General features: G+C 36.6%; 20 protein-coding genes. 7 read left to right on the plus strand and 13 right to left on the minus strand.

Annotation, left to right across the window (positions count from 1 at the left end):
- Positions 1-82 precede the first annotated feature (82 nt).
- The 5 genes from EXIGUO8A_RS14620 to xerA all read right to left on the minus strand — a co-directional run bounded on the left by EXIGUO8A_RS14620 (position 83) and on the right by xerA (position 4,824).
- Positions 83-901 carry a hypothetical protein gene (locus EXIGUO8A_RS14620; protein ID WP_159303705.1) on the minus strand — a complete coding sequence of 273 codons (819 nt, stop codon included), beginning with the start codon at positions 899-901 and terminating at the stop codon, positions 83-85.
- 409 nt (positions 902-1,310) lie between these two features.
- Positions 1,311-1,484, minus strand: coding sequence for a hypothetical protein (locus EXIGUO8A_RS14625; RefSeq protein ID WP_159303706.1), 174 nt, complete (start codon positions 1,482-1,484; stop codon positions 1,311-1,313).
- A gap of 382 nt (positions 1,485-1,866) precedes the next feature.
- On the minus strand, positions 1,867-2,091 hold the full coding sequence (locus EXIGUO8A_RS14630; RefSeq protein ID WP_159303707.1) for a hypothetical protein: 225 nt from the start codon (positions 2,089-2,091) through the stop codon (positions 1,867-1,869).
- An 883-nt stretch (positions 2,092-2,974) separates the two neighbouring features.
- Positions 2,975-3,640: a DUF4145 domain-containing protein gene (locus tag EXIGUO8A_RS14635; protein WP_159303708.1), complete on the minus strand. Its 666-nt coding sequence runs from the start codon at positions 3,638-3,640 to the stop codon at positions 2,975-2,977.
- Between the two features lie 56 nt (positions 3,641-3,696).
- Positions 3,697-4,824 (minus strand): site-specific tyrosine recombinase/integron integrase, encoded by a 1,128-nt coding sequence (xerA, locus tag EXIGUO8A_RS14640; RefSeq protein WP_201304124.1) that lies wholly within the window; start codon positions 4,822-4,824, stop codon positions 3,697-3,699.
- A gap of 83 nt (positions 4,825-4,907) precedes the next feature.
- On the opposite strand from xerA, the gene EXIGUO8A_RS14645 reads away from it, so the two are divergent.
- A complete protein-coding gene (locus EXIGUO8A_RS14645) occupies positions 4,908-5,279 on the plus strand; it encodes a hypothetical protein (protein WP_159303709.1) in 372 nt (123 codons plus the stop codon).
- Positions 5,280-5,361: 82 nt separating this feature from the next.
- Here EXIGUO8A_RS14645 and EXIGUO8A_RS14650 read toward each other — a convergent pair whose 3' ends face one another.
- Both EXIGUO8A_RS14650 and EXIGUO8A_RS14655 read right to left on the minus strand, forming a co-directional pair.
- Positions 5,362-5,988 carry an HmuY family protein gene (locus EXIGUO8A_RS14650; protein ID WP_159303710.1) on the minus strand — a complete coding sequence of 209 codons (627 nt, stop codon included), beginning with the start codon at positions 5,986-5,988 and terminating at the stop codon, positions 5,362-5,364.
- Between the two features lie 37 nt (positions 5,989-6,025).
- A complete protein-coding gene (locus EXIGUO8A_RS14655; RefSeq protein WP_159303711.1) occupies positions 6,026-8,140 on the minus strand; it encodes a TonB-dependent receptor plug domain-containing protein in 2,115 nt (704 codons plus the stop codon).
- 112 nt (positions 8,141-8,252) lie between these two features.
- Here EXIGUO8A_RS14655 and EXIGUO8A_RS14660 point away from each other — a divergent pair, with 112 nt between their 5' ends.
- From EXIGUO8A_RS14660 to EXIGUO8A_RS14675, 4 genes are all read left to right on the plus strand, one after another.
- Positions 8,253-9,158: a DUF6607 family protein gene (locus tag EXIGUO8A_RS14660; RefSeq protein ID WP_159303712.1), complete on the plus strand. Its 906-nt coding sequence runs from the start codon at positions 8,253-8,255 to the stop codon at positions 9,156-9,158.
- 4 nt (positions 9,159-9,162) lie between these two features.
- The gene (locus EXIGUO8A_RS14665) at positions 9,163-10,665 is read left to right on the plus strand and encodes an ankyrin repeat domain-containing protein (protein WP_159303713.1); all 1,503 of its coding nucleotides are present in this window, start codon (positions 9,163-9,165) and stop codon (positions 10,663-10,665) included.
- A gap of 21 nt (positions 10,666-10,686) precedes the next feature.
- Entirely contained in the window at positions 10,687-11,172 is a 486-nt protein-coding gene (locus tag EXIGUO8A_RS14670) for a DUF2271 domain-containing protein (protein WP_159303714.1), read from the plus strand.
- Between the two features lie 472 nt (positions 11,173-11,644).
- Complete coding sequence (locus tag EXIGUO8A_RS14675) at positions 11,645-13,840, plus strand: PepSY domain-containing protein (protein WP_159303715.1); 2,196 nt, start codon at positions 11,645-11,647, stop codon at positions 13,838-13,840.
- Positions 13,841-13,882: 42 nt separating this feature from the next.
- Here the strand turns inward: EXIGUO8A_RS14675 and EXIGUO8A_RS14680 are convergent, their stop codons facing one another.
- From EXIGUO8A_RS14680 to EXIGUO8A_RS14690, 3 genes are all read right to left on the minus strand, one after another.
- Positions 13,883-15,853 (minus strand): heavy metal translocating P-type ATPase, encoded by a 1,971-nt coding sequence (locus EXIGUO8A_RS14680; protein WP_159303716.1) that lies wholly within the window; start codon positions 15,851-15,853, stop codon positions 13,883-13,885.
- A 42-nt stretch (positions 15,854-15,895) separates the two neighbouring features.
- Positions 15,896-16,312, minus strand: coding sequence for a Fur family transcriptional regulator (locus EXIGUO8A_RS14685; RefSeq protein ID WP_116772295.1), 417 nt, complete (start codon positions 16,310-16,312; stop codon positions 15,896-15,898).
- A gap of 375 nt (positions 16,313-16,687) precedes the next feature.
- Positions 16,688-17,659, minus strand: a complete 972-nt coding sequence (locus EXIGUO8A_RS14690) for a succinylglutamate desuccinylase/aspartoacylase family protein (RefSeq protein WP_159303717.1) — start codon at positions 17,657-17,659, stop codon at positions 16,688-16,690.
- Positions 17,660-17,880: 221 nt separating this feature from the next.
- On the opposite strand from EXIGUO8A_RS14690, the gene EXIGUO8A_RS14695 reads away from it, so the two are divergent.
- Positions 17,881-20,049 carry a thioredoxin domain-containing protein gene (locus EXIGUO8A_RS14695; RefSeq protein ID WP_159303718.1) on the plus strand — a complete coding sequence of 723 codons (2,169 nt, stop codon included), beginning with the start codon at positions 17,881-17,883 and terminating at the stop codon, positions 20,047-20,049.
- Positions 20,050-20,143: 94 nt separating this feature from the next.
- A complete protein-coding gene (locus tag EXIGUO8A_RS14700) occupies positions 20,144-21,337 on the plus strand; it encodes a DegT/DnrJ/EryC1/StrS family aminotransferase (RefSeq protein WP_159303719.1) in 1,194 nt (397 codons plus the stop codon).
- Positions 21,338-21,341: 4 nt separating this feature from the next.
- Here the strand turns inward: EXIGUO8A_RS14700 and ribB are convergent, their stop codons facing one another.
- From ribB to EXIGUO8A_RS14715, 3 genes are all read right to left on the minus strand, one after another.
- Positions 21,342-22,478, minus strand: coding sequence for a 3,4-dihydroxy-2-butanone-4-phosphate synthase (gene ribB / locus EXIGUO8A_RS14705; protein WP_159303720.1), 1,137 nt, complete (start codon positions 22,476-22,478; stop codon positions 21,342-21,344).
- A gap of 2 nt (positions 22,479-22,480) precedes the next feature.
- Complete coding sequence (locus EXIGUO8A_RS14710; protein WP_236564498.1) at positions 22,481-23,920, minus strand: LptF/LptG family permease; 1,440 nt, start codon at positions 23,918-23,920, stop codon at positions 22,481-22,483.
- A 74-nt stretch (positions 23,921-23,994) separates the two neighbouring features.
- A complete protein-coding gene (locus EXIGUO8A_RS14715) occupies positions 23,995-24,639 on the minus strand; it encodes a LolA family protein (RefSeq protein ID WP_159304489.1) in 645 nt (214 codons plus the stop codon).
- Positions 24,640-24,650 lie beyond the last annotated feature (11 nt).

A 24,650-nucleotide genomic window follows, 5' to 3' on the forward strand; every position in this document is an offset into this window, starting at 1 on the left:
GCAAATAAAAACCGAATAGAAAATCCGCAAGGATTTTCGTAAGTAGGCTAGAACTAGCAATAAATTATATACGGTGTTGTACCTAGTTTTTATATTTAATTTCTCTATAAGTCCTATGATATGGCTTTTTTGTTCCATCTGGACTTATTACGTTTTTAATTAATTTAATCCAATTTCCTTTTTCATCATATTCATAATCTATTTCGTGGATAAAAGGTTCGTTTTTATCAGTCAAAATCCAATACATTTTGGTTGTATCTCCATTTTGATTGGTTTCAATAATAAAATCAGAGTTTATATTTCCTTTGATTTCCTCTTCTAGTCGACCTTGATAATTAAAGTCCATTAAAATAAACTTACTATTTGGATAATCATAATTTACACTTTGAAGTCTAGAATGGTCTGGTCCAACAATTGTATGTTCAATTTCGGTCGGATTTTTCAGGCTGTCATATTTTACTGTATATCTCAAATAAGTCTCGCCAGAATCATTTATTTTTTCTTTTATCTTTTTGTTTTCTTGATATTGATACTTGACTTTAGTTACATACCATTTTCCACCTTCATATTTTAAATTTCCTTCATAATTTAGAATTCTATTGTTAGAATCTAATTCAATTATTTCGTCTGCAATTAGCTCGTTATCTCGATATTTTTTCACTAACATTTCTCTACTAGACTTAAAACTGTAAATATTTTTTTCAATCCAAGTTTCAGAATTCGCCATAAAGATTGTGTCATTAACAACTACTTCGGCAGGATTTCCGAATTTCACGCTGTAATAAGTTTTAGGCGCTACTCGTTCGGCAATTTCAGAATAAAATGTAGGTTCGGATTCTTGATTTTGAGAATAACCAAATAAGGTAATGAAAAGTAAAAATATGAATGGTAGTTTGCTCATTTCTTAAATTAGGTACAACGTCTCGGCTAAGCGTAGTGCGGTAGTAAGGAAACTTTTCGTTTCCGTCTGCGCACGAAGCTAAAGCTTTTGGTTTAGTTTTATTTTTTCTTGTCCAAAGCTAAATCCCAAAGATTTAGCGACTTTCTAAATATACGCAGACCTTTCCGTTTTGCCCTTACGTTCGCATTACGTTTAAGCATTGTTACCAACTGTTTTTCTGCGTTTAGATATGCCGTTTTAGTTATATTTTTTTATTCCGACCGAGTAAAAAGTCCATCTGCGTTCAGATTGCGTTTGTGTGATAATTCCACCTGCGCAAACTTGCTAAAAAGTCCATTTACGTACAGTTTACATTTGAGTGATAGTTCCATCTTCGCAAACTAGCTCGTGGTTTTGTCATTATTTTCCACTAACTTTTATCAAGTCCATTTTTGGATATAAACAAGCTACCCAAAAGAACCACTCCAATGAAGATTCCAGAATAAGTTACAGTAGATTCTGCGTTTGTGAAAAAGCCATAAATTCCAGCTAGGATGCTTAAAATGCCAATAATAACAATAACTGTTTTGGTTGATTTATTCATTTGGATTAGTGTTTAGAAGATTTTTTTAAAATAGTTGGTAACGGTCAGGCTATGATTAGTGCGGCGCAGAAATCCGACGGATTTCCAGCTACGCACAAAGCATAATCTTATGGTTTTGTGTTTTTCTTTTTTTGTTTAAATGCAAAATCCATGAGATTTTGCGACCTCATAAATATAGACAGACCTTAGCGGAAAAGCCACAAGTCCGTATTAATTATAGGTATTGTTATCTTCTGTGGCGACACAGCCGAGTAATCACGAAACTTTGCGTTTGTTTAATTATTCCGTTCGAGTGAAGTCTTATTCACGCAAACAAGCTAAAAAGTCCATCAAGACAACGATTGCGCAAGAGTGAAGTCCATCTGCGCAATTTTATTCATCTTTAAGAATCCAGAGAAGAATTTTCACTTGACAACTTTTTTTTATTGTCACTTTCTTTTTTAAAAAATCCAACTGTCCAGATTCCAATTCCTAATACACTTATTAAAGGAACATCAGATAGCATTTCTGCTGTTTCAGCATCTAAAAATTTACCAATAAGTCTTGCTGACCATGAAAGTATGATTATTGCAATTCCTATTTTTTGAAGAAGGTTACTATTTTTCATAGAATAAATTTTGCGTACTTCTTATAAGTATCAATTAATCCAAACTTGTTACACTAAACAAAAATAAATTAATTTTTGAGCCATTGAAGATAACGTCAAAGCTATGAGTAGTGCGTTTGGGAAATCCGACGGATTTCCGGATACGCTCTGAGCTAAAGCTTTTGGTTTTGATTTGTTTTTTGTTTCGTCCAAAGCTAAATCCAACAGATTTAGCGACTTAATAAATATAGCCAAACCATTTTATAAAACCCCGAGCCACGCATTACTTATAGGTCATGTTAGCGGTATTAAGCCAACCCTAGCCAAACTCAATAAAGACAAGCTAAAAGAACAATTCGCGTAGATTTTGCCGTTTTTTCCATCCAGCGACAGACTTGGGCGAGCATAAATATAGTTTAGCGGACTTATAATATCTTAACAAAACATGGCGAACCAAAAGTCCGTCAACATTACGATTGCGCAGAGATTGCGTTCTGGCGGCAAAAGGGAAGACCCCGAAAGCTGCTCTTTTTTTTAGCCCAGACCAAACGATTTGTAGTTGTTTAAAATACAAAGACCGTAGCTTTTTTACTTTTATGATAAACGTTACTATTTACGAACCGAGAAGAAAATATAAGGCAAAAAGTAAAAAACGGATAAGCCCCGAAGTTGATCTTATTTTTTAATTGCTTATTACCGTTAACGGTCAGGCTATGGCAAGTAGGGCAGGCAAGGAAACTTTTCGTTTCCGTCTGGTCTGCGAGCCAGAGCTTTTTGTTTTGTAATTATTTTTTCTTTTTTAATTGCCAAATCCAAAAGATTTGGCGGACTTCGTAAACAAAACCAAGCCTTTAAATATAGCACTTTATGCCCTATTTGCTATAGCCATTGTTACCTGCAGTATTTATTGCATTGAGTCGTTAAATTTCTGTGTCAAAATATCCGATTCTATCCAGTTTACCGTAAGTTTAATTAACGTTTTTAAATCATTCAAATCCTTATCGTTCCATTTTTTTTCATAATGGGTATGGTCATTACCTAGCCATATTGCTCGACTTGAAGTTGATTTTAATCTTGTGTCATCTACGTATGACTTTATGCAATTGGATATTGTGTTTTTTTTAATTGAATCTTCTTTGTCCGGAAACTGTCCGATTAAATAATCCTTTAATAAGAATTCTAGAGCCTTTCTATAAGCAACTCCACATATTTCGAGTAAGTTATTCTGTTCAGCGAAATAAGCTTCATTAAATATTATTTTAAATTTTGGAGAAGTTTCAATTATTTGATCAGAAAAATTCTCGCTTATTACCGAATGTTTGACGATTCGTTCGTAATAGTATTCCGTGTGATTTTCTCTTCCATATTCTGCAATGAAAGGTTTGTCACATTCAATGTTTGGACATATCAGAGTTGCATATACTGTATATTGTTCTCCACCTAAGTAGTCTGATTTAAATTTCGGTATAATATGTTTGTGACAATGTGGACATTCATTAGGAAAACCATATAGATATCCATAAATATTTCCACTTTTATTCGCTAAAATTTCGAATGCTTGTTCTTTCATATTGCAGGTAACAATTGTATATGTGCACAATTGCACATATATCTACTTTGTGCACACTAATCTAATAGATTTTTTATTGTCTTAAAAGTATTTGTAGCTACATGGGTGTATATTTCTGTTGTTTTGCTTGAGCCATGACCTAATAACACTTGAATTTGCCTAAGATCTACGTTAGATTCTAATAAGTGTGTCGCAAAGCTATGTCGTAGAGTATGTGGAGTTACATTCTGTAAAATTCCTGCTTTATTGGCCGCTTGTTTTACTATTTGTATTACACTTGCTGTACTGTATTTACTGCCTCTGCGCCCTTCAAACAAGAATTCTTTAGGATGCCATTCTTTAAAATAAAGACGTAAATCCATCAGTACGTTTTCAGATAATAGTGTTACCCTGTCCTTATTACCCTTGGCGCATTTTATATTAATAAGCATCCGTTTACTATCTATATCTTTAATCTTTAGGTTTATAAGTTCACTTCTACGTAAACCGGCACTGTATAATAAGGCTAAAATACATTTATGTTTTAGGTTTGTTGTACAATTCAGCATTGCAATAACTTCTTCTTTTGAAATTACGGTAGGTAGCTTATGCTCCTTCCTTGGTCTTTCAATGTCGTAAAAACGGTTGGGCATGCCAAGTACGGTCTCATAATAGAATTTTATGGCATTTATGGTTTGGTTTAAGTATGAGTTAGATACGTTTCTACGTATTAACCTTTGTAGATATGACCTTACGTCACTTTCGTTCAAGGTTGTAATATCTCTGTCCATATAATGATTAATGAACATTTCAAAAAAGTTGACATACGTTTTTACGGTGCTGTTGGCATATCTTTTAAGCTCTAGTTTTAACAGGTATTCTTCTGGGCAAACCCTATAGCCTTCAGGTGTTTTCCTTTCCCTGAACCACTGTACATCTACTACTTCATTATGGGTGTTGACGGGTCTATTGCTTAAAAATTTATTATAGTTGATCCATACAACTCCTTTAAATGTATTGAAAATGGTGCCAAGGTTTTTCTTGGTATTGTGTATGTAAACCATATGATACTGACTACTCCATTTAGGTTCAGGTAGTCCTTTGATCAGGTTCTGTATAAGCTTGTTTGGGGTAAATTGTATGCCGATCATCTTCTGATCGTTGATCATTAGATGATGTAGCGTTATGGATTTTGTGGTGTTCATAATGCCAAGAGTACTAATTAATAAAACAACTAACGGAATATTATGCGTATATTATTCGTGTAATATTCGATTAATTAATTGGTATGAAAAGAGTATGTCCAGAATGTGATAATGAGGTTATTGGTAGAACGGATAAAATTTTCTGCTCTGTAAAATGCAAGTCCATACACCAATATGAAAAAAGTCAGAAAGAAAATACCTTTTATTTTTCGGTTGATAAACAGTTGAAGAAGAATAGAAAAATATTAAAGCGATATAATAAATCCGGATTTACCACCATAAGAAAGAACATACTTTTAGATGAAGGCTTTAATCCTAAATTTTTTACCCATTACTGGAAAAATCAAAAAAATGAGGTTTATCTATTTTGTTATGATTTCGGATTTCTAAAAATCAATAAAAATGGGGTAACAAAATATTTAATTGTAAAATGGCAAGAATATATGAAAGAGTAGCTACTTGTATAATGACAAAGGAAAAGGGCAACCCTAAAGTTGCCCTTTTTTAATGTTTTGATACTACGAACTTAAAATAAAACTATTCTAATGAGGTGTCACCTTCGTTTGGGTTATACACATAGTTAAAAGTGTAGTAGGGGGTAGCATCTGTAAATGCATCTGGTTCTGCAGGTGTATCTTCGTAGTAGCTTAAGATCTCAACCTTGGCGTAGTTACCTGCTGTAGTTCTAAAAACGAACACTTTACCCGGTATGGGTGTAATTAAATGTGTTGGATCACCCGCGTAGTTGTACCAACCATTGTCGCTACCTGTTGGTATGGCAAATGAGGCATCTGTATCTTGGTTAAAAGTTAATCCGTCTGCAGTGGTTACACTTGCCAATGTTCCCGTTACTATGGCTACACCGGCGTCGCCGTTTCTTTCTGGCTCATCTTCTGTACCTGTAACCGTACCTCCGTTTACGGCGATTGTGGTTCCTCTAAAGGCTATGTCCCAATCGGTATCGCTAGTGGTAACGGCACCGGTTTCAAAGTCAAATTTTGCAAACTCGCCGCCTTCGGGTTGCCCTTGCCCTCCGGTTTGTGGAGCATATAGATTACTTACGGTTTCTGTCTGTACGGGATCTGTTGGCGTGCTGTCATCATCATTGCTACAAGAGGCGAATGCCACTGCTAAAAATACTACTGCTAAAATGTTCTTCGTCATGGTAATTGTAATTAAAACCTGCGCGTTGTCAGGTGGGTTAGAATTGATAATTTAATTTAATGAATGCTTGTATGCCCGGCATCGTCGGTATATTGTTATCTGTATAGTCCAATAGATTATTTGCGCCTACCTGTAATGTAAAATCGGAATAGAAGATTTTGCTGACCGCTGCATTTATCGTAACAAAACCGTCTATAAAGCTGGTGTCGAAACTATCGATCAGTCCGTTACCATTGGTGTCGTATTGTGCGTATTTACTTCTATACAGTACACGCATATTTACATTGGTACTGGCAGATGGTATATCGTAATACACCTTAAAATTTGCATTATGCCTTGAACGATTGACCAAGCCAAAATAATCTGATTGCGACAATGCGACCGACTGCCCACTTTCTGCATCACGAACAAATACTTGATCATCCTTTACGTCTTGTTTCTTTTCTTTGTCAAAAGCGTATAGCAACTGGTATCCTGCACTGATGTTTAGCTGATCGGTAAGTTTATAGCTTGAGTTGATTTCAAAACCAGTGGTGTATATTTCATCAAAATTCATGTAACTGAATACATTTTGGCCGTTGGTCTTACGAGCAATGATCTGGGTATCTATAAGGTTTTTAAAATCGTTTCTAAAGAAATTGACTTCGGTAGTACCTTTGCCATGTTTTAAATTGAAACCTAGGTTGTACCCAATAGAGCTTTCGGCTTCCAAAGGTTTACTCAATTCATCTTCGGTTACGATAACATCTAAAATTTGATCTTGTGCTTCTAATTCCTGTAACTTATCTAAGGCTACATTATAGCCAAGTACGGTATAACCAACGGCGGAGTTGGTAAAGTCAAAATACAATTGCCTAAAATCTGGTGCTTTAAAGCCGTAGCCTACAGACCCTTTAATAGATAGGTTGTTGTTCAGCTGGTAACGTAGTGCCAATTTAGGGCTAAACTGATTGTTGTATTCGGAGTGATTGTCAAATCGGGCACCGGCAATTACATTTAGCTTTTCAATGGGGTCAAAGTCGTACTGTGCATAGAGGTATTGTGAAGTGAAGTTTACCGTTTCATCAAAATATGTACGATCTAAATTATCTATCTGTAGACCGGCACCTGCGGTTAAAGTTCCATTTTGGAACCCAATTTTACTGTCATTCTCATTCGCAAAGGTATAACTACCGCGTACCTCTGGTCTAAATAACTTTTGATCAAAGTCACTATCGCTTAAAACATCTGTAGAAATAGGGTCTGCCAATAATTCTGTAGCTACATAATTGGTGTAATAAAGTTCATAGGCCATCGTAAGATTCGGGATCCATTTGTGGTCTAATCTTGCATGGGCGTTCCATTCTCGTTCTTTGGTGTCGCCCTCATATTGAATACTTTCCAATGAAAAACTGGCATCTTGTACCTGATCATAAAAACGACCCGTGGTAAAAAGGGAAAGTTTATCGTTAAAGTCATAGTAAAGCCTACCGTTTAGGGTGTAGTTGGTAAACGGGTTTACGGTTTGCCCTTCAACATCTTCATTGAGGTCATATCCTTCCGATGAAAATCGGTTCGCAAAAAATCCGTAGCGAAATTTTTCAAAACCTTGCTTTAGGTCTAGGTTCATGTCTTGCTGTGTAAAACTTCCTATTCTGTAGGATGCATTACCACTTAAATCTTCAGTCTTCGGTTTTTCAGTGATGATATTTATCACTCCGCCTAAAGCTTCTGAACCGTATAAACTGCTAGACGGACCTTTAACTACTTCTATTTGTTTGATATTGCCAACGGTTAACCTACTTAAGTCAAAATTTCCGGCACTTCTACCCACTAATGGAACTCCATCAATTAATATAAGTATATAGTCTGATGCGATACCTTGTATTTGTACGCCTTGAAATCCGCTCTCATCGGTAACGGTAATAATCCCGGTCTGCTCGTTCAGTATTTCGTTAAGACGAACCGTACCAGATTTAGTGATCTGTTTTTTGCCAACTAGGGTAACAGGTAGTGGAAGCGACGATAATTGGCGCTCTGTTCTAGTTGCGGTTACGATGACTTCATCTAGTTGTTGAGATAAAATAGAGTCGGTAGTGCTGGGCACTTGGCTCTGCGCTATTATATAATTTGTACCTATTAATACTAGTAAGGCCGGTAATCGAAATCGCATTATATTTATTTAGACTTATTCTTAATAATGTTCAAATATATAAACAATTTTTATTTAGAATGAATTAAAATAGTTATTTTTGTCTCGAACATTAAAATACCTTACCCGTAAAATGAAAACAGTTTTACCTACCATATTGGCACTAGTACTATCTGTAGGTGCCATTGCCCAAAGGGCAAAGATGAAAGAAGACCGCGAGGCTATAAAGAGCATGTGCGGTTGTTTTGAGGTTACGTTCAATTTTGCCGAGACTTTTAATCATAGTACGGATTCCTTATATAAACCTTCCAAGACTAAAGTGGATAAAGGTTTGGAATGGGCAGAATTGGTAACGGATGAGGATGATAAAATCTCCATACAACATTTATTACAGGTAGGTAACCCTGCTGATCCGCATATTGTAAAACATTGGAGACAAGATTGGCTGTATGAGAATACCGACCTCTATTCCTATAATGCGGATAACACATGGACCTATAAAAAATTACCTGCCGATCAAGTAAAAGGGCAGTGGACGCAAAAAGTGTTTCAAGTAGATGATAGTCCGCGTTACGAAGGTTCTTCTACTTGGGTGCACGTAGACGGTAAGAGTTTTTGGGAGAATACTTCAGATGCTCCATTACCAAGACGTGAGTACACTACGAGAAGTGATTATAATTTGACCGTACGTGGCAACCGCCATGAAGTAACGGATTACGGTTGGTTGCACGACCAAGATAACAAAAAGGTAATTCGTGAAGCTGGTAAAGAAGATATAATTCTTGCACAGGAGAAAGGATATAACACATATGTAAAGGTAGATGATAGTAGATGTGCCGCTGCGGCAGCATGGTGGAAATCCAATGGAGATAAATGGGCAATGGTACGTGCCAAGTGGGACGATGTTTATGGAAGAAACCAAAACCTTACCCTAGAAGAAAAAGTAGATAATAAAGTGTTGTATAAATATCTTTTTGATGATGAATATAATCAAGAAGAGGAAATTGAAGAAGTAATTGAATCATTCGTTAAAAAATAAGAACATGAAAACCGTTAAACAAATAGCCCTAACCGCTCTGTTGTTTGTAAGCTTCACTGGTATAGCTCAGCAGAAAAATGAACTTTTAGATCGTAAATTCTGGAAAAACAACCCTAGTGTTGCCACTGTTAAGCAAAAAATAGCAGAGGGTAATGATCCTGTTATTAAGGATAGCAACTCTTTTGATGCTACTACATTGGCAATTACCAGTAAATCTGATACCGAGGTGGTAAAATATTTATTATCGCTAGATGGTAACGAAGTAGATAAGAAAACCCATGATAGTCGTATTTATTTACATTGGGCGGCTTATGCCGGTGATGCCGAATTGGTACAATACCTTTTGGATCAAGGGGCTTCGGTAACAGCTTTGGATAGTCATAGATTTACACCACTTGCTTTTGGTGCAAATGCGGGACTTACAAATCCTGAGATCTATAATGCTTTTGAGGCTAAGGGTGTTAATTTGATCGAAGAAAAAAATGAACACGGTGCCAACCTTTTATTGTTAGCGGCGCCATCTCTTAAAACTGAAGACGATTTACAGTTCTTTTTAGATAAGGGCTTTGCCCTAAATAGTAAAGATGAAGACGGTAACGGCATCTTTAATTACGCTTCTAAAAAAGGAAATATAGATTTTCTAAAATTATTGGTTGCTAAAGGGGTAGATTATAAAACATTGAACAACAATGGCGGTAATGCTTTTATGTTCGCATCTCAAGGCGGGCGTGGTTTTAGTAACGGTCTACCTGTCTATACCTATTTAAAAGGTCTAGGATTGGAACCTAATATTGTTGAGACTAGCGGTAGTACTCCATTACACCGTTTGGCTTCTGGAAATAAAGATGTTGCCATTTTTGAACTCTTCTTAAATGCTGGTGCAGATGTTAACCAAGCAGATGCCGAGGGTAATACTCCGTTCTTGAATGCTGCGGCAAGAAACGATTTAAAGGTGGTTCAATTGTTCGCTAAAGATGTAAAGGATATCAATACCGCAAATAAAGATGGTGAAACGGCATTAATGCTTGCTGCTCACGGTAATAAAGCTGATGTAGTTTCATTTTTAATTGAAAAAGGTGCAGATATCAATGCTACAGATGCCGCTGGTAATACGGCTGCTTACTTTTTAGCGGATTCTTATAATAAGAGAAATGCGAAGTCTTTTGATGCTAAACTCGCTTTGTTGAAAGCAAAAGGTTTAAAATTCAATACGGTTCAAGGGGAAGGAAATACCCTATACCACGTGGCAGCTAAAAAGAACGACCTGCAATTAATGAAAAAAGTAGCTGATTTTAATATCGACGTAAATGCAAAAAATGATGAAGGTATGACTGCTTTACATGTTGCGGCAATGAAAGCGGAAAATGATAAGCTTCTTAAATTTTTGATCGCTAAAGGGGCTGATGCTAATAGTAAGACCGATTTTGAAGAAACCGTTTACGATTTGGCAAGTGAAAATGAAATGTTGCAAAAAGGAAATACGTCATTGAACTTTTTAAAGCAATAAAAAGCATAATTGATTATAGAAATGAAAAGATTTTTAAAATTTATTCCGGCAGTAGTTTTGGTCGGGTCATTGTTATCGGCATTCACAGTAGTAGATAAAACAGCGGTAAAGTGCTTAATTCAATTAACTAATTATTCTGGTGAAGGGGCTTATTTAATTGTATCTATCGTAGATGCCGATAATGAATATGTAGAGACTTTGTACGTACAAGGTCAAGACAGCGAATGGTATAGTGAAATTACGGAGTGGTGGAAATTCTATGGAAAGCATCGCCCAAATATCGATGCTATTTCTGGTGAAACCATTAGTGGTGGAGAAAGAGCATTGAATGTGCTTCAGATTCCAAATGATAAAATAGACCAAGGGTATAACCTTCGTTTTGAAACTTCTGTAGAGGACAAAGGCTATTTTGCAGACGATATTCAATTTCCTTTAACTACCGAAAACTTGAAAACAAAGGTAGAAGGTAAAGGATTTATTAGGTATATACGTATGCTACCTCAATAAGTATTTAAAAACGTCTTTGCGAGGAGCTTTTCGCGACGAAGCAATCTGTTGAATATAGGCAATAAGCGAGTTTAGGTTGATCATTAAGCAGATTACTTCACGTTGTTCGTAATGACGTTTTAAATAGAAGTCGTCTTTGCGAGGAGCATTTCGCGATGTAGCAATCTGTTGAAAGTGGGGAGTTTGGGTTTGTGATTAAGCAGAATACTTCACTTTGTTCGTAATGACGTTTTAAATAGAAGTCGTCTTTGCGAGGAGCATTTCGCGACGAAGTAATCTATTTAATGAAGGAAACATGTCACATTGAGCGCAGTCGAAATGCTTTTGGGCAACAACCCAATGAATTTTCGACTATGATAGAAATGATATTGAATATTAATTTTTCAAACACAATTAAACTTCCAGAATGACTAATTAAGACCATTCTGGAAGTTTTTAAATAATAATTGGCTATAAAACTACATCCCTACTTATGACCATTTCCATTTGGCGTTATAGCCATCTTACGCTTGCTTTAATTTCATCTTTATTTTTAGTGGTGGCTTCTATTACGGGTGTTATTCTTGCCATAGAACCAATTTCGCATCAAACAAAAGGATATGCGGTGGCAAATCTTGAGCAAGTACCTTTGGCAACTACTATAGATGCATTAAAAAATACATATGATGAAGTCTTGGGGCTAGAAGTGGAATCTTCTGACTTTGTAAAAGCATCTGTATTGACCATGGAGATGGAAACCTTAGATGTGTATATTGATCCCGTTACGGCAGAGCAGCTTGGTGAAGTAGAAGAACGACCTTATGTATACACTTTTGCTACCAATGTACACCGTTCACTTTTCTTAAAAAGTATAGGTAGGTTCTTTGTTGGTCTAATTTCATTACTATTATTGATTATTGCTGTTACCGGATTGGTTTTGTTAGCTAAGCGCCAAGGCGGATTTTTGAAATTATTTACAAAAGTCCAGAAAGATTACTTTGAACTGAAGTACCACGTCGTGTTAAGTAGATGGTTCTTTATACCGATTGTAATTCTTGCATTTACCGGGGTATATTTATCTGCGGAAAAATTTAATTTATTGCCGGAAACAACGGTTGATCAGGTTGAGGTACCGGTAAGCATTTCAGTCCAGAAATACGAAAACATTACGGATATTCCGTTTTTTAAGGAAACTACCTTGGCAGATATACGCCAGGTAGAATTTCCCTTTTCAGACGATCCAGAAGAATACTATCTCATTGCCTTGCAGGATAGGGAAGTGGAGGTAAATCAACAAACTGGTGAAATTGTTAGCAGTGGTGATTACCCGTTTGTAACCTTAGCTTCTCACTTAAGTTTAGTGCTACATACTGGTGAGGGTAACGTTATTTGGTCCATTATTTTGCTACTCGCCAGTGCATCTATTTTATTCTTTATGTATTCTGGCTTTGTAATGACCGTAAAGCGAAGAAAGAAAGCAAAAGGTATTGCTCAAATGCCCAATAAGGATGAATGTGAATATATAATTTTAGTTGGTTCTGAAAGTGGTACGGCATTCGATTTTGCACAGCGATTTTATAATGGATTAACACAAGTAGGTAAGAAGGTCTATTTAACGGAGCTGAACAAATACACCACTTATTTAAAAGCAAAAAACATTATCGTTTTTACATCTACCTATGGTGAGGGCGAGCCGCCTACGAATGCCCGTAAATTCCCGGCAAAATTTTCAACGGTAGAACAACCGAATACCATAGATTTTTCAGTAGTTGGTTTTGGATCATTGGACTACCCTGATTATTGTAAGTATGCAATAGAGGTAGACCGCCAGATCAATGCTTCAAAAAGTTTTAAGAGACAATTGTCGTTATTTAAAATTAACCAGGCAAATTTTGAATCTTTTGAACTTTGGATGACTCAATTCTCGAACAAAGTAGGTTTTACCATTCCGGTAGAGCGACCCCTTGTCAAGAAAAAGAAATATAAGAAAGTCGAATTTGAAGTAGTGGAACGAACGGAGTTGAATGTCGATGACACCTTCTTACTGCGTTTGCGTCCGCAATCTTCCATCGAATTTGTTTCTGGCGACCTATTGGCTGTTTTTCCTAATAATGATGATTTGGTTCGTCAATATTCCATTGCCCGTATAGGTGGTGATATATTGCTGAGTATTAAAAAGCATGAATTAGGAAGGGGCTCTAATTTTCTCTTCGGATTAAAAGTAGGGCAAAGTATTCATGCGGCTATTGATAGAAATGAGGAGTTTCATTTTCCTAAAAAAGCCAATAATGTAGTTTTTATTTCCAATGGAACCGGCATAGCTCCGTTCTTAGGAATGATCTCGGAAAACACGTCTCAGAATATCTCCTTGTTTTGGGGAGGTCGTACAGCCGCTTCTCAGGCAATCTATAACGATATTTTGGAAAATAAAGTTGCGAGAGTGGGTGAGTTCAAACTTTTTACCACGTATTCACGAGAGGGTGAAAGACAATATATACAAGATGCTGTTGCCGATGAAAAAGAATTGATTCTTAAAACCATAGCTCAAGGTGGTACGATTATGCTTTGTGGTTCTTTGGCCATGCAGCATGATGTGCTTGATGTAATTGAAAAATTGTTGGAAGACAACGATGCCATCTCTTTTGAAGCTTTCGAGCAAGGCGAGCAGTTGAAAACGGATTGCTACTAATTTTTCTGACTTACAAGTTCTCGACTGCGCTCGAATTGCCTTTTAATCCCACTGCATTTTTTGAAGTCTTACGGCATTTAATATTGCTAAAAGTGCAACGCCTACATCGGCAAAAACGGCTTCCCACATGGTTGCCATGCCACCGGCACCCATAGCTAGAACAATAAGTTTTATGCCAAAAGCCAATACAATGTTCTGCCATACGATTTTACGGGTAGAATTACCTATTTTAATTGCCGTGGCAATTTTTGTAGGCTGGTCGTTTTGTATAATAATTTCAGCTGTTTCAATAGCTACATCACTCCCTAATCCGCCCATTGCTATGCCAACGTCACTAGTAGCAAGTACGGGCGCATCGTTAATACCATCACCCACAAACGCGATTTTGGTATCGGGTTGTTTCTTTAATTGCTCTACTTCTTCAAGTTTTTCTTCTGGTAGTAATCCGCCTTTTGCCCAATCCAACCCTAATTCTTTAGCTACCTTTTGGGTGATGGAGTCTTTGTCACCAGAAAGCATAATGATCTTTTTAACTCCCGCTTTACGCATATTTGAAATAGCTGTTAAGGCGTCTTCTTTTAATTCATCGGCAATGGTAACATAACCGGCAAATTTTCCATCGATAGCTAGCATTACTATGGAATCTATTATAGAATCTATCTCGGTAGGAACTTTTATTTGATTTGAGTTCATTAAACTTTTGTTCCCTGCTAAAACGGTTTTTTCATTTACTTTTCCCTTTAATCCTTTGCCTGCTATTTCCTGAACTTCGGTGGCGCTGTACGCACTTTTATCAGTAGCATGTGCTAAAATGGCTTTTGCTATGGGGTGTGTAGACTGTGCTTCTATGGCGGTCAAGTAGCTCATGAATTCACTTTCTGTAAAGTGTTGATCTCTAATAAGATCCTTGATTTTGAAAACCCCTTTTGTCAATGTGCCTGTTTTGTCTAGGGCGACCGTATTTACTTTGGTCATGGTATCTAAAAAAGAAGCTCCTTTAAATAGTATTCCATTTCTAGATGCAGCACCTAATCCGCCAAAATACCCTAAGGGAATAGAAATCACCAACGCACACGGACAACTAATTACTAAGAAAATTAAGGCGCGATACAGCCAGTCTTGAAAAATATATTCAGCAACGAAAAAGTACGGTAAAAATGTTAGGGCTATGGCTAAATAGGTAACAATGGGTGTATAGACTTTCGCAAATTTTCGAATGAACAATTCTGTTTTTGATTTTTTTGCCGTTGCATTTTGTACCATATCTAGAATGCGGGCAATGGAACTATCCTTAAATTCTTTGGTGGTAGTGATTTCAATGACTCCGGATGTATTTATACTACCTGCATAAATAGGATCTCCTTTTTTTAGGGATATCGGTTTGCTTTCACCTGTAAGTGCAGCTGTGTTGAACGAACCTTTTTCTGAAATCAATGCTCCATCAAGAGGAATTTTTTCTCCGGCTCTAACCTGTATTTTTTCTCCAATCTTTACTTGCTCCGGAGCCACTGGAATATAACTATGATTTCGGAAAACCAAGGCGTGATCCGGTCGTAAGTCAAGTAAAGCTTTAATGTTGCCTCTAGCGCGTTTTACAGCTGCACCTTGAAATAGTTCGCCCACACCGTAGAACACCATTACGGCAACACCTTCAGGGTATTCGCCAATGGCAAAGGCACCAATTGTTGCAATGCCCATTAAGAAAAATTCGGTAAAAAAATTTCCTTTTTTAATACTTTGCCAACCTTCTTTTAAGACCGGTAAACCAACAGGTAGGTATGCTGCAATATACCAGGCAAGTCGTATGTGATTTTTAAAAAATGGTAAAACCTTAAAATAGTCTAAGGTTAAACCAATCATCAGCATTGTAAAGCTGATGATTGCCGGTAAGTATATGCTATAATTTGTTGTTTTTTCGGTGGCTTCCGTGGTTTCGTCATTTCCACAGCAATGTGCACACGAACCATGGGGTTGAGGTGAAGCTTTTTGTTTTGCTAGGTTCTTTTTCGTCATACCACAAAGGTGGATAAAAGAACCGTGCAACAGAAGTGCATTTTAATGCTGACTGCATGATTCGCATATGCCCTTAATGACCAAATTGGCGTCTTCGGCAATATAGCCTTGAGGTAGATTTATATGCGGTATTTTATGCTCTGTCAAACAAACGGTTTTGTCGCAATTGCCACAATGAAAATGTAGGTGAAGATCCTGATCGATTTCGCAATTACAGCCTGGTTCACATAAAGCAAATTTAGAGACATTGGTACCATCATCAATTTGATGTACGAGTCCTTTTTCTTCAAATGTTTTTAAAGTGCGATATAATGTTGTGCGCTCTGCTTTGTCAAAAGCGTTTTCAATATCGGTTAGGGCAACTGCAGAATTCTTGCCGGCCATGTACTTGTAAATAAGTATGCGCATGGCAGTGGGTCGTACCCTTTTATTATGTAGCGTTTTTTCAATCTCGGTCATGCAAATTGTGGTTTTGTAATACCCGTAACACTAATGTAATCAATGTTCTACTGGTTTTCAACTTCATGAGATCTTTAACTTTAAATTATGTCATTTGGTCTGTATGGTTTTAGTGTTTTATATAGTGTAAAATGTTGGTAATAGGAAAAATAGCCTGCTTTAACCACTTTTTTAAATATTTGATCATTACATATGTTCTTACTTGGGTATCCTTTAGGTGCAAATCATTGCAACTATTGATTTTTAGATAGATCTAAAAATCTATTTGACCGTCTTTTTGTTGATGGTGTAATGATCCTGTAATCAGTAAGGTAGCTGTTTTTAATTGTAGATGATCTTTAACTTTTGGAGTTGATTTGCTACGCTGTTTTTTAGCTACTCAACATCATGGGCAATGTGGAAAATAGCATCGCCTTGGTTGACAATTGGTGATTCATTGATACAAATAATATAACCACTTTCTTTGGCTTTAATCTTTTTTTCAAAATACCCGAACGGACCGGAGATACTTCCAATTTCGTCACCTTTTTCAACGGCTTGCCCAACTTTTATGTTTGGATGAAACATGCCTGAATGTTTTGCCCTGATCCATTTAGAGGCATGTACCAATTTGGGCACTGTTTCTTTAAGTGCATATTCAGCTAATTCTTTTTCAAAATTGCGAATACCCAAATGATGCATTAAGCGTAATGCTCCAACAATACCTGTATCTGTTATTTCATGGTCTATTTGAAGCGATTTCCCGCCTTCGTACAACAATACTTTTTTATTCAACTGATGAAGTGTTTCTCGGAACGATTTTTCTCTTCCTGCGGACTTTACAATGAATTCCGCACCAAAGACCTTCGCCAATGCCAATCCGTCAACATCATCTCGGTCAATTCTAATTTGGGGGGCGTTAAACCGGCTGTCACCACCCGTATGGTAGTCAATACAATAATCTATGACCGGGGCAATATCTTTTACCAAGTGATGCGCGAATCTACTTGCTAAAGAACCTCGTAAGCTTCCTGGAAAAACCCTGTTTAAATCCCTGCCATCTGGAAACTGTCTGGTTTGGTTAAGAAATCCAAAAATGTTCACTACAGGAATACAAATGACCATGCCACAATCCGGACGGTTGAATTTCTTTGAGACTATTTGCCGTACTATTTCGACGCCATTGATTTCATTTCCATGAATACCTCCTGTAATCAATAAAGTAGGACCATCTTTTTTACCGCGCTGCACTATTACAGGAACCTCAATCTTTGTTCTTGTATGTAGTTTGGCGATATCTAGATTTAACTGGGCGCCTTTACCTTTTTGAATGGTTTCGCCTAAAACGGTATATTTTTTATTGAACATGAATTTTAGCTCTCCTTTAATTGCTACTATAACCTAAAAGGTTGTAGTTTGGTATATTATAATCGGTAAAATTACTCTATATCTGATTATATTTTGAGTCTATTTTTGCTAAAACCATATTGTGCTATTTTTAGGTTATATGAATTTTAGTTCTATGAATAAGTTGTGATCAAAGGCGGATCTTAAATTCACAAAGCAATTGGGGAAAATAAAATTTATCTTTGAAAAACTCATTTTCTATTTCTGTATTTATGAATGTTGATAAGCTATTTTATTTATTGCTACTACTGTTTTTTATAAGCTCTTGTAAAAATCAAAACAAAAACACTGATATAGGAACAAGGAATGAAGAGCATCAATTCACCAATGAACTGATTAATGAAACCAGTCCATATTTATTACAACATGCTCATAATCCTGTAGATTGGAAACCGTGGTCAGATACCGCATTTAAAAAAGCTGCCGACGAGAATAAGTTAGTGGTTTTAAGTGTTGGGTATTCTACGTGTCATTGGTGTCATGTTATGGAAGAGGAATCTTTTGAAGATGTAGAGGTTGCCAAATTGATGAACGATAAGTTTGTTAGCATTAAAGTGGATCGAGAAGAAAGACCAGATCTAGATATGGTATACCAAACTGCTTTGCAATTGGTGAACGGTACCGGCGGATGGCCTATGAACGCCATTATTATGCCCAATGGGAGTCCGGTTTTTTTGGGTACTTACTATGAGAAAGAAGACTGGAAAAACATACTAACAAAATTCAGTTCTGAATATGAGAAGAATCCAGAAAAAATGATACAATATGCCACTATGTTGGCAGAAGGAGTACAAGAAGTTTACGATCAGCCCACCAAGCAATTGGCAAATGCGATATCTCAAAATAGTATTGAGAACGGTATTTTAGAATGGAAAAAATTCTGGGATAAAGAATGGGGAGGAAACCAAGGGGAGGAGAAGTTTATTTTGCCTACCAACTTGATTATGTTGTTAGATTATGCCGTATTGCAGCAAGATGCCGATGCTAAAAACCATGTATTGAATACCTTGAACAAGGTAGTGCATGGAGGAATTTATGACCATATAGATGGTGGCTTCTTTAGATACAGTACAGATGGTACATGGAAAGTCCCTCATTTTGAAAAAATGCTATATGATAATGCACAGTTGATCAATTTGCTGTCAAAAGCATATAAGCTTACCAATAATCAATATTATAAGGTTGCCGTAGCAGAGACTTATTCATTTTTACAAAGCGAAATGCGCAGTGAAAAAGGAGGGTATTTTAGCGCTATGGATGCAGATACCAATGGGGAAGAGGGACTGTATTACATTTGGAAGAAAGCAGAACTACAAGCATTGTTAAATGATGATTTTGATCTCTTTGCCAAATACTATAATATACAAGATGCTGAAGTTTGGGAAGATGAAAATTATGTACTGAACAACACAGTTTCAAAAGCTGAATTTCTAAAGAATAATTCTTTGGATGAAGCACAACTAAACGGAAAAATTGCCCAATGGAAATTAACTTTATACCAAGCCCGACAAAAGAGGACCAAACCTAAAAAAGATTACAAGGTGTTGACTTCTTGGAATGCGTTGTTGATCGATGGTTATTTAGAAGCTTATAAAGCTTTTGGGGATGTCACATATTTGAACGAAGCAATTTCTGTGTTCAATTATCTTACCGAATACAATTACCAAAATGGTGAGTTAGTGCATTCTTATACAAAAGATAGCAAGCAACGAGAGGTGTTTTTAGAAGATTATGCCTTTTTAGCAAAAAGTGCGTTCTCTTTGTATGAAGTGACCATGCAAACCAAATATTTAGATATATCTAAAGAGTTGATGCAAAAAGCCGATATAAAATACCAAAGTAGTTCTGTATTATATTATTACAATGTACCGAACGAATTGGTTCCTAGTATAGTTAATACTTCAGATGGAGTGGTGCCTTCTGCCAACGCAATTATGGCACAGAATTTTTTAAAAATAGGACATTTAGAATATAATACCGAATTTTTGAACAAAGCGGAAACCATGGGCTCGTTAGTCATAACAGATTTTGAAAACCATGCTGTTAGTTATGGAGCTTGGGGTTCTTTATTATTGCAACAAGCATATCCTTTTTATGAAGTTGTAGTAGTTGGTGAGCATGCAGAACAATCATTGAAAGAAATGAACAAAACTTTTATTGCGAATGCTATACTTGTAGGTAGCCGTGAAGAAAGTGATATTTCTTTGTTTAAAGATCGCTTTGTTAATGGTGAAACCTTTATCTATGTATGTCAAAACAATACTTGTAAGTTACCCGTAAAAACTATAGAGGCAGGATTTCAACAAATGATTTCTTTTGGGTATAAAGGTTTCAACGATATGAACTTATAGCGAGCATCTTTTTTACAAATAATGATACAAGGGCTAAACTTTGTTTTTACCAATAATTTAAGCAAGATTTGTAGTAGAATAAAAAATAGATAGCATGCCAGGTTTTGAGTTGTTCGGAGAGAAAGAGAAAAGTCAAGTTCAAGATGTTTTAGATTCAGGTGTATTAATGCGTTACGGTTTTGACGGTATGCGTAACAACCACTGGAAGGCATTTGAACTTGAGGTGGCTTTGACCAAACGAATGGAGTCAAAATATGCGCAATTGGTCAGTAGTGGTACGGCGGCTTTAACCGTTGCGCTTGCCAGTGCGGGCATCGGGGCAGGAGATGAAGTGATTATGCCCACCTTTACGTTCGTAGCTAGTTTTGAATCTATTTTAGCAATTGGTGCCATTCCTATTTTGGTTGATGTTGATGATACATTGACTCTTGATCCCGTTGCTGTTGAGAACGCTATTACCGATAAGACCAAAGTTGTAATGCCGGTACATATGTGTGGCTCTATGGCAGATTTAAGTGCGCTTAAAGCTATTTGTGATAAGCATGATCTATTATTGTTAGAAGATGCTTGCCAAGCAATTGGAGGTAGTTTTGAGGGTAAACCTTTGGGAAGTTATGGTGATTTAGGTTGTTTTTCTTTTGATTATGTGAAAACCATTACCTGTGGTGAGGGTGGTGCACTTATAACCAATAATGAAGCATATAAAACCAACGCAGATCATTACTCCGATCACGGTCATGACCATGTGGGAAATAATAGAGGTACGGAAACACATCCGTTTTTAGGTTATAATTTCAGAATTTCAGAATTGAATGCCGCTGTAGGTTGCGCACAGATAGAGCGTTTAGATGATTTTTTGGATATTCAACAAAAGCATTACGGTGTTATTCGAAAAGAATTGGAAACATTACCTAATATTGAATTTAGAAGGGTGCCCAATGGCGGAGTGGAAAATTATTCTTTTATTTCATTTTTCTTACCGTCTACAGCAATAGCTAAAAAAGCGCATACAGCATTAGGTGAAGCTGGTATTGATGCTTGTTTTTATTGGTTCGATAACAATTGGCATTACTATAAAAAATGGGAGCATTTAATCCAGAAAAAGTCTTTAGGAAAGTTGCCTCAAGAAGTTTTAAATCAATTGCCAGATTATACCAAGACCGACTTCTCAAAATCGGATGCCTGGATCGGTAGAACCATATCTTGCCTCATTAAATTGAGTTGGACGGATGAACAGGTAGCTGAACGTGCAGCCACCATGAAAGAAGTTCTGGCAAGATTTGCCTAGTGCTTTAGTACGATACGTATTCTATAATTTCTAAACCATAACCTACTATACCTACGCGCTTTGCTTGGGTACTGTTGGTCATAAGTCTCATTTTGTGAATACCAAGGTCATGCAAAATTTGTGCTCCTATTCCAAAATCCCTATTATCCATTTCAATTTTCGGAGCTTTGTGTACACCTTGTTTTTGCAGTTCTTTTAATTCCTTCAATCTTGAAAGTAAATTCAAGGATTCTGAATCTTGATTGATAAAGACTATGGCTCCTTTGCCTTCTTCATTGATTTTCTTGAACATATCTTCCAATTGCTCATCGGGATTGTGGGTCAAGGTGCCCAATATGTCGTTATTGATCAGTGTAGAATTAATTCTTGTTAAAATCTTCTCCTCTGATGACCACGTGCCTTTTGTAAGGGCGATATGAACATGGTTGTTAGTCGTTTGCTTGTAAGCTCTTAGTCGAAACTCGCCAAAGCGTGTTGTGATGTTGAAATCGGTTTCTTTATTGATTAGACTGTCGTGCTCCATTCTATAAGCAACCAGGTCTTCAATGGAAACTATTTTCAAGTCAAATTTTTTGGCTACTTCTACCAATTGGGGTAAACGCGCCATAGTTCCATCTTCATTCATTATCTCTACGATAATTCCTGCAGGTTTTAATCCCGCTAAACGAGCAAAATCAATTGCAGCTTCTGTATGTCCGGTTCTTCTTAATACACCACCTTCTTTAGCAACCAAAGGAAAAATATGTCCTGGTCTTGCCAAATCATGTGGTTTGGTGCCTGGTTCGGTCAGAGCAATAACTGTTTTAGAGCGATCACTGGCAGAAATACCTGTGGTTACTCCTTTTCCTCGTAAATCAACGGATACCGTGAATGCAGTTTCCAAAGGGTCAGTATTGGTGCTTACCATCATATGAAGCCCTAAATCTTTACATCTACCTTCGGTAAGAGGGGCGCAAATTAGACCTCTACCATGTGTAGCCATAAAATTGACCGTTTCAGGAGTGGCCAATTCAGCCGCAGCTAAAAAATCACCTTCATTTTCACGATTTTCATCATCTACAACGATAATTACCTTTCCTGCACGGATATCGGCAATCGCTTCTTCTATAGTGTTCAATTTAATCTTGTTAAGATCTGTCATGGTTAAGAATCAGATTTGTCTTTTTTCTTGAATATCTTTTTGAAGAAATCGGCTATGAAACCAAAATCCATCATTCCTTTATCTTCGGTAGCTCTTTTTGTGAGGTAAACACCTAATGGTAACATAATCAATGTTGAAAGCCAAGCACCTAACATTGGGTGTATGTTGCCTTCTTTAGCATAATTTCCGGCGAATACACCAATGAAATAATAAATTAGGAAGAGGACAATGGCAATTACCATAGGTAAACCTAAGCCTCCTTTTCTTATAATTGCCCCAAGTGGTGCCCCGACAAAGAATAATATGATACAAGAAAATGCCAATGCATATTTGTTGTGCAAAGACAGAATATGCATGTTGTAAATTTTGTATCGCTTCTGTAGTTCTTCTTTTTTTCCGCTAACGGTTCCTAGAATACTGCTAGTTGCATTTTTGGCACTACTTAATATTTGTATCTGTTGCCAATCTGGGAACATCACTAAAAAATTATCGGTAATAGAATCTTGTAGCGCGGTATTCTTTAGTGCTTCTGCGGCCTTGGTTTCTATTATTGAGTCCTTTTTTCTAACCATGTCAGATTTGGTAGAATCTTTGTTTTTTTGCACTAAAGGAGAAAACATACCTGTTCTACCTTCTATATTTTTTGAGAATGCTCTAACAATTCTAAAATTATCGCCACGTAAAGAATCTATATCCTTTGTAAGACGAGAAATGTTCTTCATTTTATCTGTACTGATATCCCTTTCTTCCTCAAGCTCATCGTTGTTGATTTCAGGAATCTCGATATTCATAGTGTAAGTATCAAAATCTGCCTGCGCAAAAGGAAACTTCATTTTAGTGTTGTTGCTTTTTGTTTGTACGTCTTCATACAAGTGCCCATCCTTTAAAACCAATTGTATAATGTCAGAATCCTCACTACTGATCAACTCACCGGTCTTAGATTTGATGACCCTAGTATTGATGTTGTTTGCAGATTTTGTGTGAATGATTACGTTCTTAAGAAAGCGGTCATTTTCACCATATTTTTCATCGACCTTAATGTTCATTCCTTCAAAATCGCTGAAAACTCCTTCGGCAACCACGGCAGCAGGTTTAACCTTGGCAATATTTCTACGAAGGTTGTAAATTTTTCGCTGAGACAAGGGTATTACGTTATTGGCAAAGAAAAAAGTGACTCCGCCCAAAATAGTAACGAATATGATCAAACTGAGCATGGAGCGCTGAAGTGAAATACCGGAGGCTTTCATGGCAGCGAATTCATAATTCTCTGCAATAGACCCAAAGGTGAGTATGGATGATAAAAGTACTGTAAGCGGTAGTACCTTTTCGGTAAGATCGGGCATTAGGTAAAATAGAAACTTACCTATAATTACGATATCAAGACCTTTACCGGCAAGATCATCAATAAAAAGCCAAATCGTTTGAAATATGAAGATGAACATCAATATTACAAACGAACTGACAAAATTAAAGACGAACCTTGATAGGATATATCGGTCTAGTATTCTCAATAGTTCTAGTTTCTTATAATGAAATAGCCTTCATCTTTATATTTAGCTTCGTCAAAAGTAAATAAGGTTTTGGACAAATCTTGATCTGTTTTAAAAGAATTAACAGTGATGGTTGTCTTAGTACCGTTTTTTCCGGTCTCAATTAATTTGTAAATATGCTTAGTGCCCATATCGATACCCAGTAATCTAGATTTGATTTCGGTATCTGAATCAATAGGGGTCAATTTTACATACTGTATTTTTCTACCTTGTACGTTCTGTAAAATATCCCATGCATAGTTGTGACCTTCTTTATAAAAAGTCAACATTTTAGAAGGGGTCATGGCGTTTTCGTCGTCTGACTTGTCTTCTATGGTTACTTCTTCATTTTCTGGTACGATGGTGTACACTTTATTACCGTCAAAAATTTGTTGAGAACCTAAATAATTGAACATGTACTTGTTACCTGCAAGCGTTACATCGCCTCTGGTTTCTTGATTGATACCTGCTTCTGCATTTTTTAAATCGAATTTAAAGTCTACAAAAATATTGTCATAACTCTGTACTTTGTTGTACACTTCATCAAGCAAACCTTTTGCCTTGTCCGACCCCTGTGCATTTACAAATGCTGCAGATAACATAACCGTTAATACAATAATAATTTTCCTCATTTCTTTTATAA

Origin of the sequence: Maribacter litoralis (assembly GCF_902506355.1) — a bacterium.
In the GTDB taxonomy this organism is placed as follows: domain Bacteria; phylum Bacteroidota; class Bacteroidia; order Flavobacteriales; family Flavobacteriaceae; genus Maribacter; species Maribacter litoralis.

What these genes read in the sequence shown, in the direction of transcription:
- EXIGUO8A_RS14620 (WP_159303705.1), bottom strand. Translation starts at nt 901, where the DNA reads ATGAGCAAACTACCATTCATATTTTTACTTTTCATTACCTTATTTGGT.
- EXIGUO8A_RS14625 (WP_159303706.1), bottom strand. Translation starts at nt 1,484, where the DNA reads ATGAATAAATCAACCAAAACAGTTATTGTTATTATTGGCATTTTAAGC.
- EXIGUO8A_RS14630 (WP_159303707.1), bottom strand. Translation starts at nt 2,091, where the DNA reads ATGAAAAATAGTAACCTTCTTCAAAAAATAGGAATTGCAATAATCATA.
- EXIGUO8A_RS14635 (WP_159303708.1), bottom strand. Translation starts at nt 3,640, where the DNA reads ATGAAAGAACAAGCATTCGAAATTTTAGCGAATAAAAGTGGAAATATT.
- xerA (WP_201304124.1), bottom strand. Translation starts at nt 4,824, where the DNA reads ATGAACACCACAAAATCCATAACGCTACATCATCTAATGATCAACGAT.
- EXIGUO8A_RS14645 (WP_159303709.1), top strand. Translation starts at nt 4,908, where the DNA reads ATGAAAAGAGTATGTCCAGAATGTGATAATGAGGTTATTGGTAGAACG.
- EXIGUO8A_RS14650 (WP_159303710.1), bottom strand. Translation starts at nt 5,988, where the DNA reads ATGACGAAGAACATTTTAGCAGTAGTATTTTTAGCAGTGGCATTCGCC.
- EXIGUO8A_RS14655 (WP_159303711.1), bottom strand. Translation starts at nt 8,140, where the DNA reads ATGCGATTTCGATTACCGGCCTTACTAGTATTAATAGGTACAAATTAT.
- EXIGUO8A_RS14660 (WP_159303712.1), top strand. Translation starts at nt 8,253, where the DNA reads ATGAAAACAGTTTTACCTACCATATTGGCACTAGTACTATCTGTAGGT.
- EXIGUO8A_RS14665 (WP_159303713.1), top strand. Translation starts at nt 9,163, where the DNA reads ATGAAAACCGTTAAACAAATAGCCCTAACCGCTCTGTTGTTTGTAAGC.
- EXIGUO8A_RS14670 (WP_159303714.1), top strand. Translation starts at nt 10,687, where the DNA reads ATGAAAAGATTTTTAAAATTTATTCCGGCAGTAGTTTTGGTCGGGTCA.
- EXIGUO8A_RS14675 (WP_159303715.1), top strand. Translation starts at nt 11,645, where the DNA reads ATGACCATTTCCATTTGGCGTTATAGCCATCTTACGCTTGCTTTAATT.
- EXIGUO8A_RS14680 (WP_159303716.1), bottom strand. Translation starts at nt 15,853, where the DNA reads ATGACGAAAAAGAACCTAGCAAAACAAAAAGCTTCACCTCAACCCCAT.
- EXIGUO8A_RS14685 (WP_116772295.1), bottom strand. Translation starts at nt 16,312, where the DNA reads ATGACCGAGATTGAAAAAACGCTACATAATAAAAGGGTACGACCCACT.
- EXIGUO8A_RS14690 (WP_159303717.1), bottom strand. Translation starts at nt 17,659, where the DNA reads ATGTTCAATAAAAAATATACCGTTTTAGGCGAAACCATTCAAAAAGGT.
- EXIGUO8A_RS14700 (WP_159303719.1), top strand. Translation starts at nt 20,144, where the DNA reads ATGCCAGGTTTTGAGTTGTTCGGAGAGAAAGAGAAAAGTCAAGTTCAA.
- ribB (WP_159303720.1), bottom strand. Translation starts at nt 22,478, where the DNA reads ATGACAGATCTTAACAAGATTAAATTGAACACTATAGAAGAAGCGATT.
- EXIGUO8A_RS14710 (WP_236564498.1), bottom strand. Translation starts at nt 23,920, where the DNA reads ATGTTCATCTTCATATTTCAAACGATTTGGCTTTTTATTGATGATCTT.
- EXIGUO8A_RS14715 (WP_159304489.1), bottom strand. Translation starts at nt 24,639, where the DNA reads ATGAGGAAAATTATTATTGTATTAACGGTTATGTTATCTGCAGCATTT.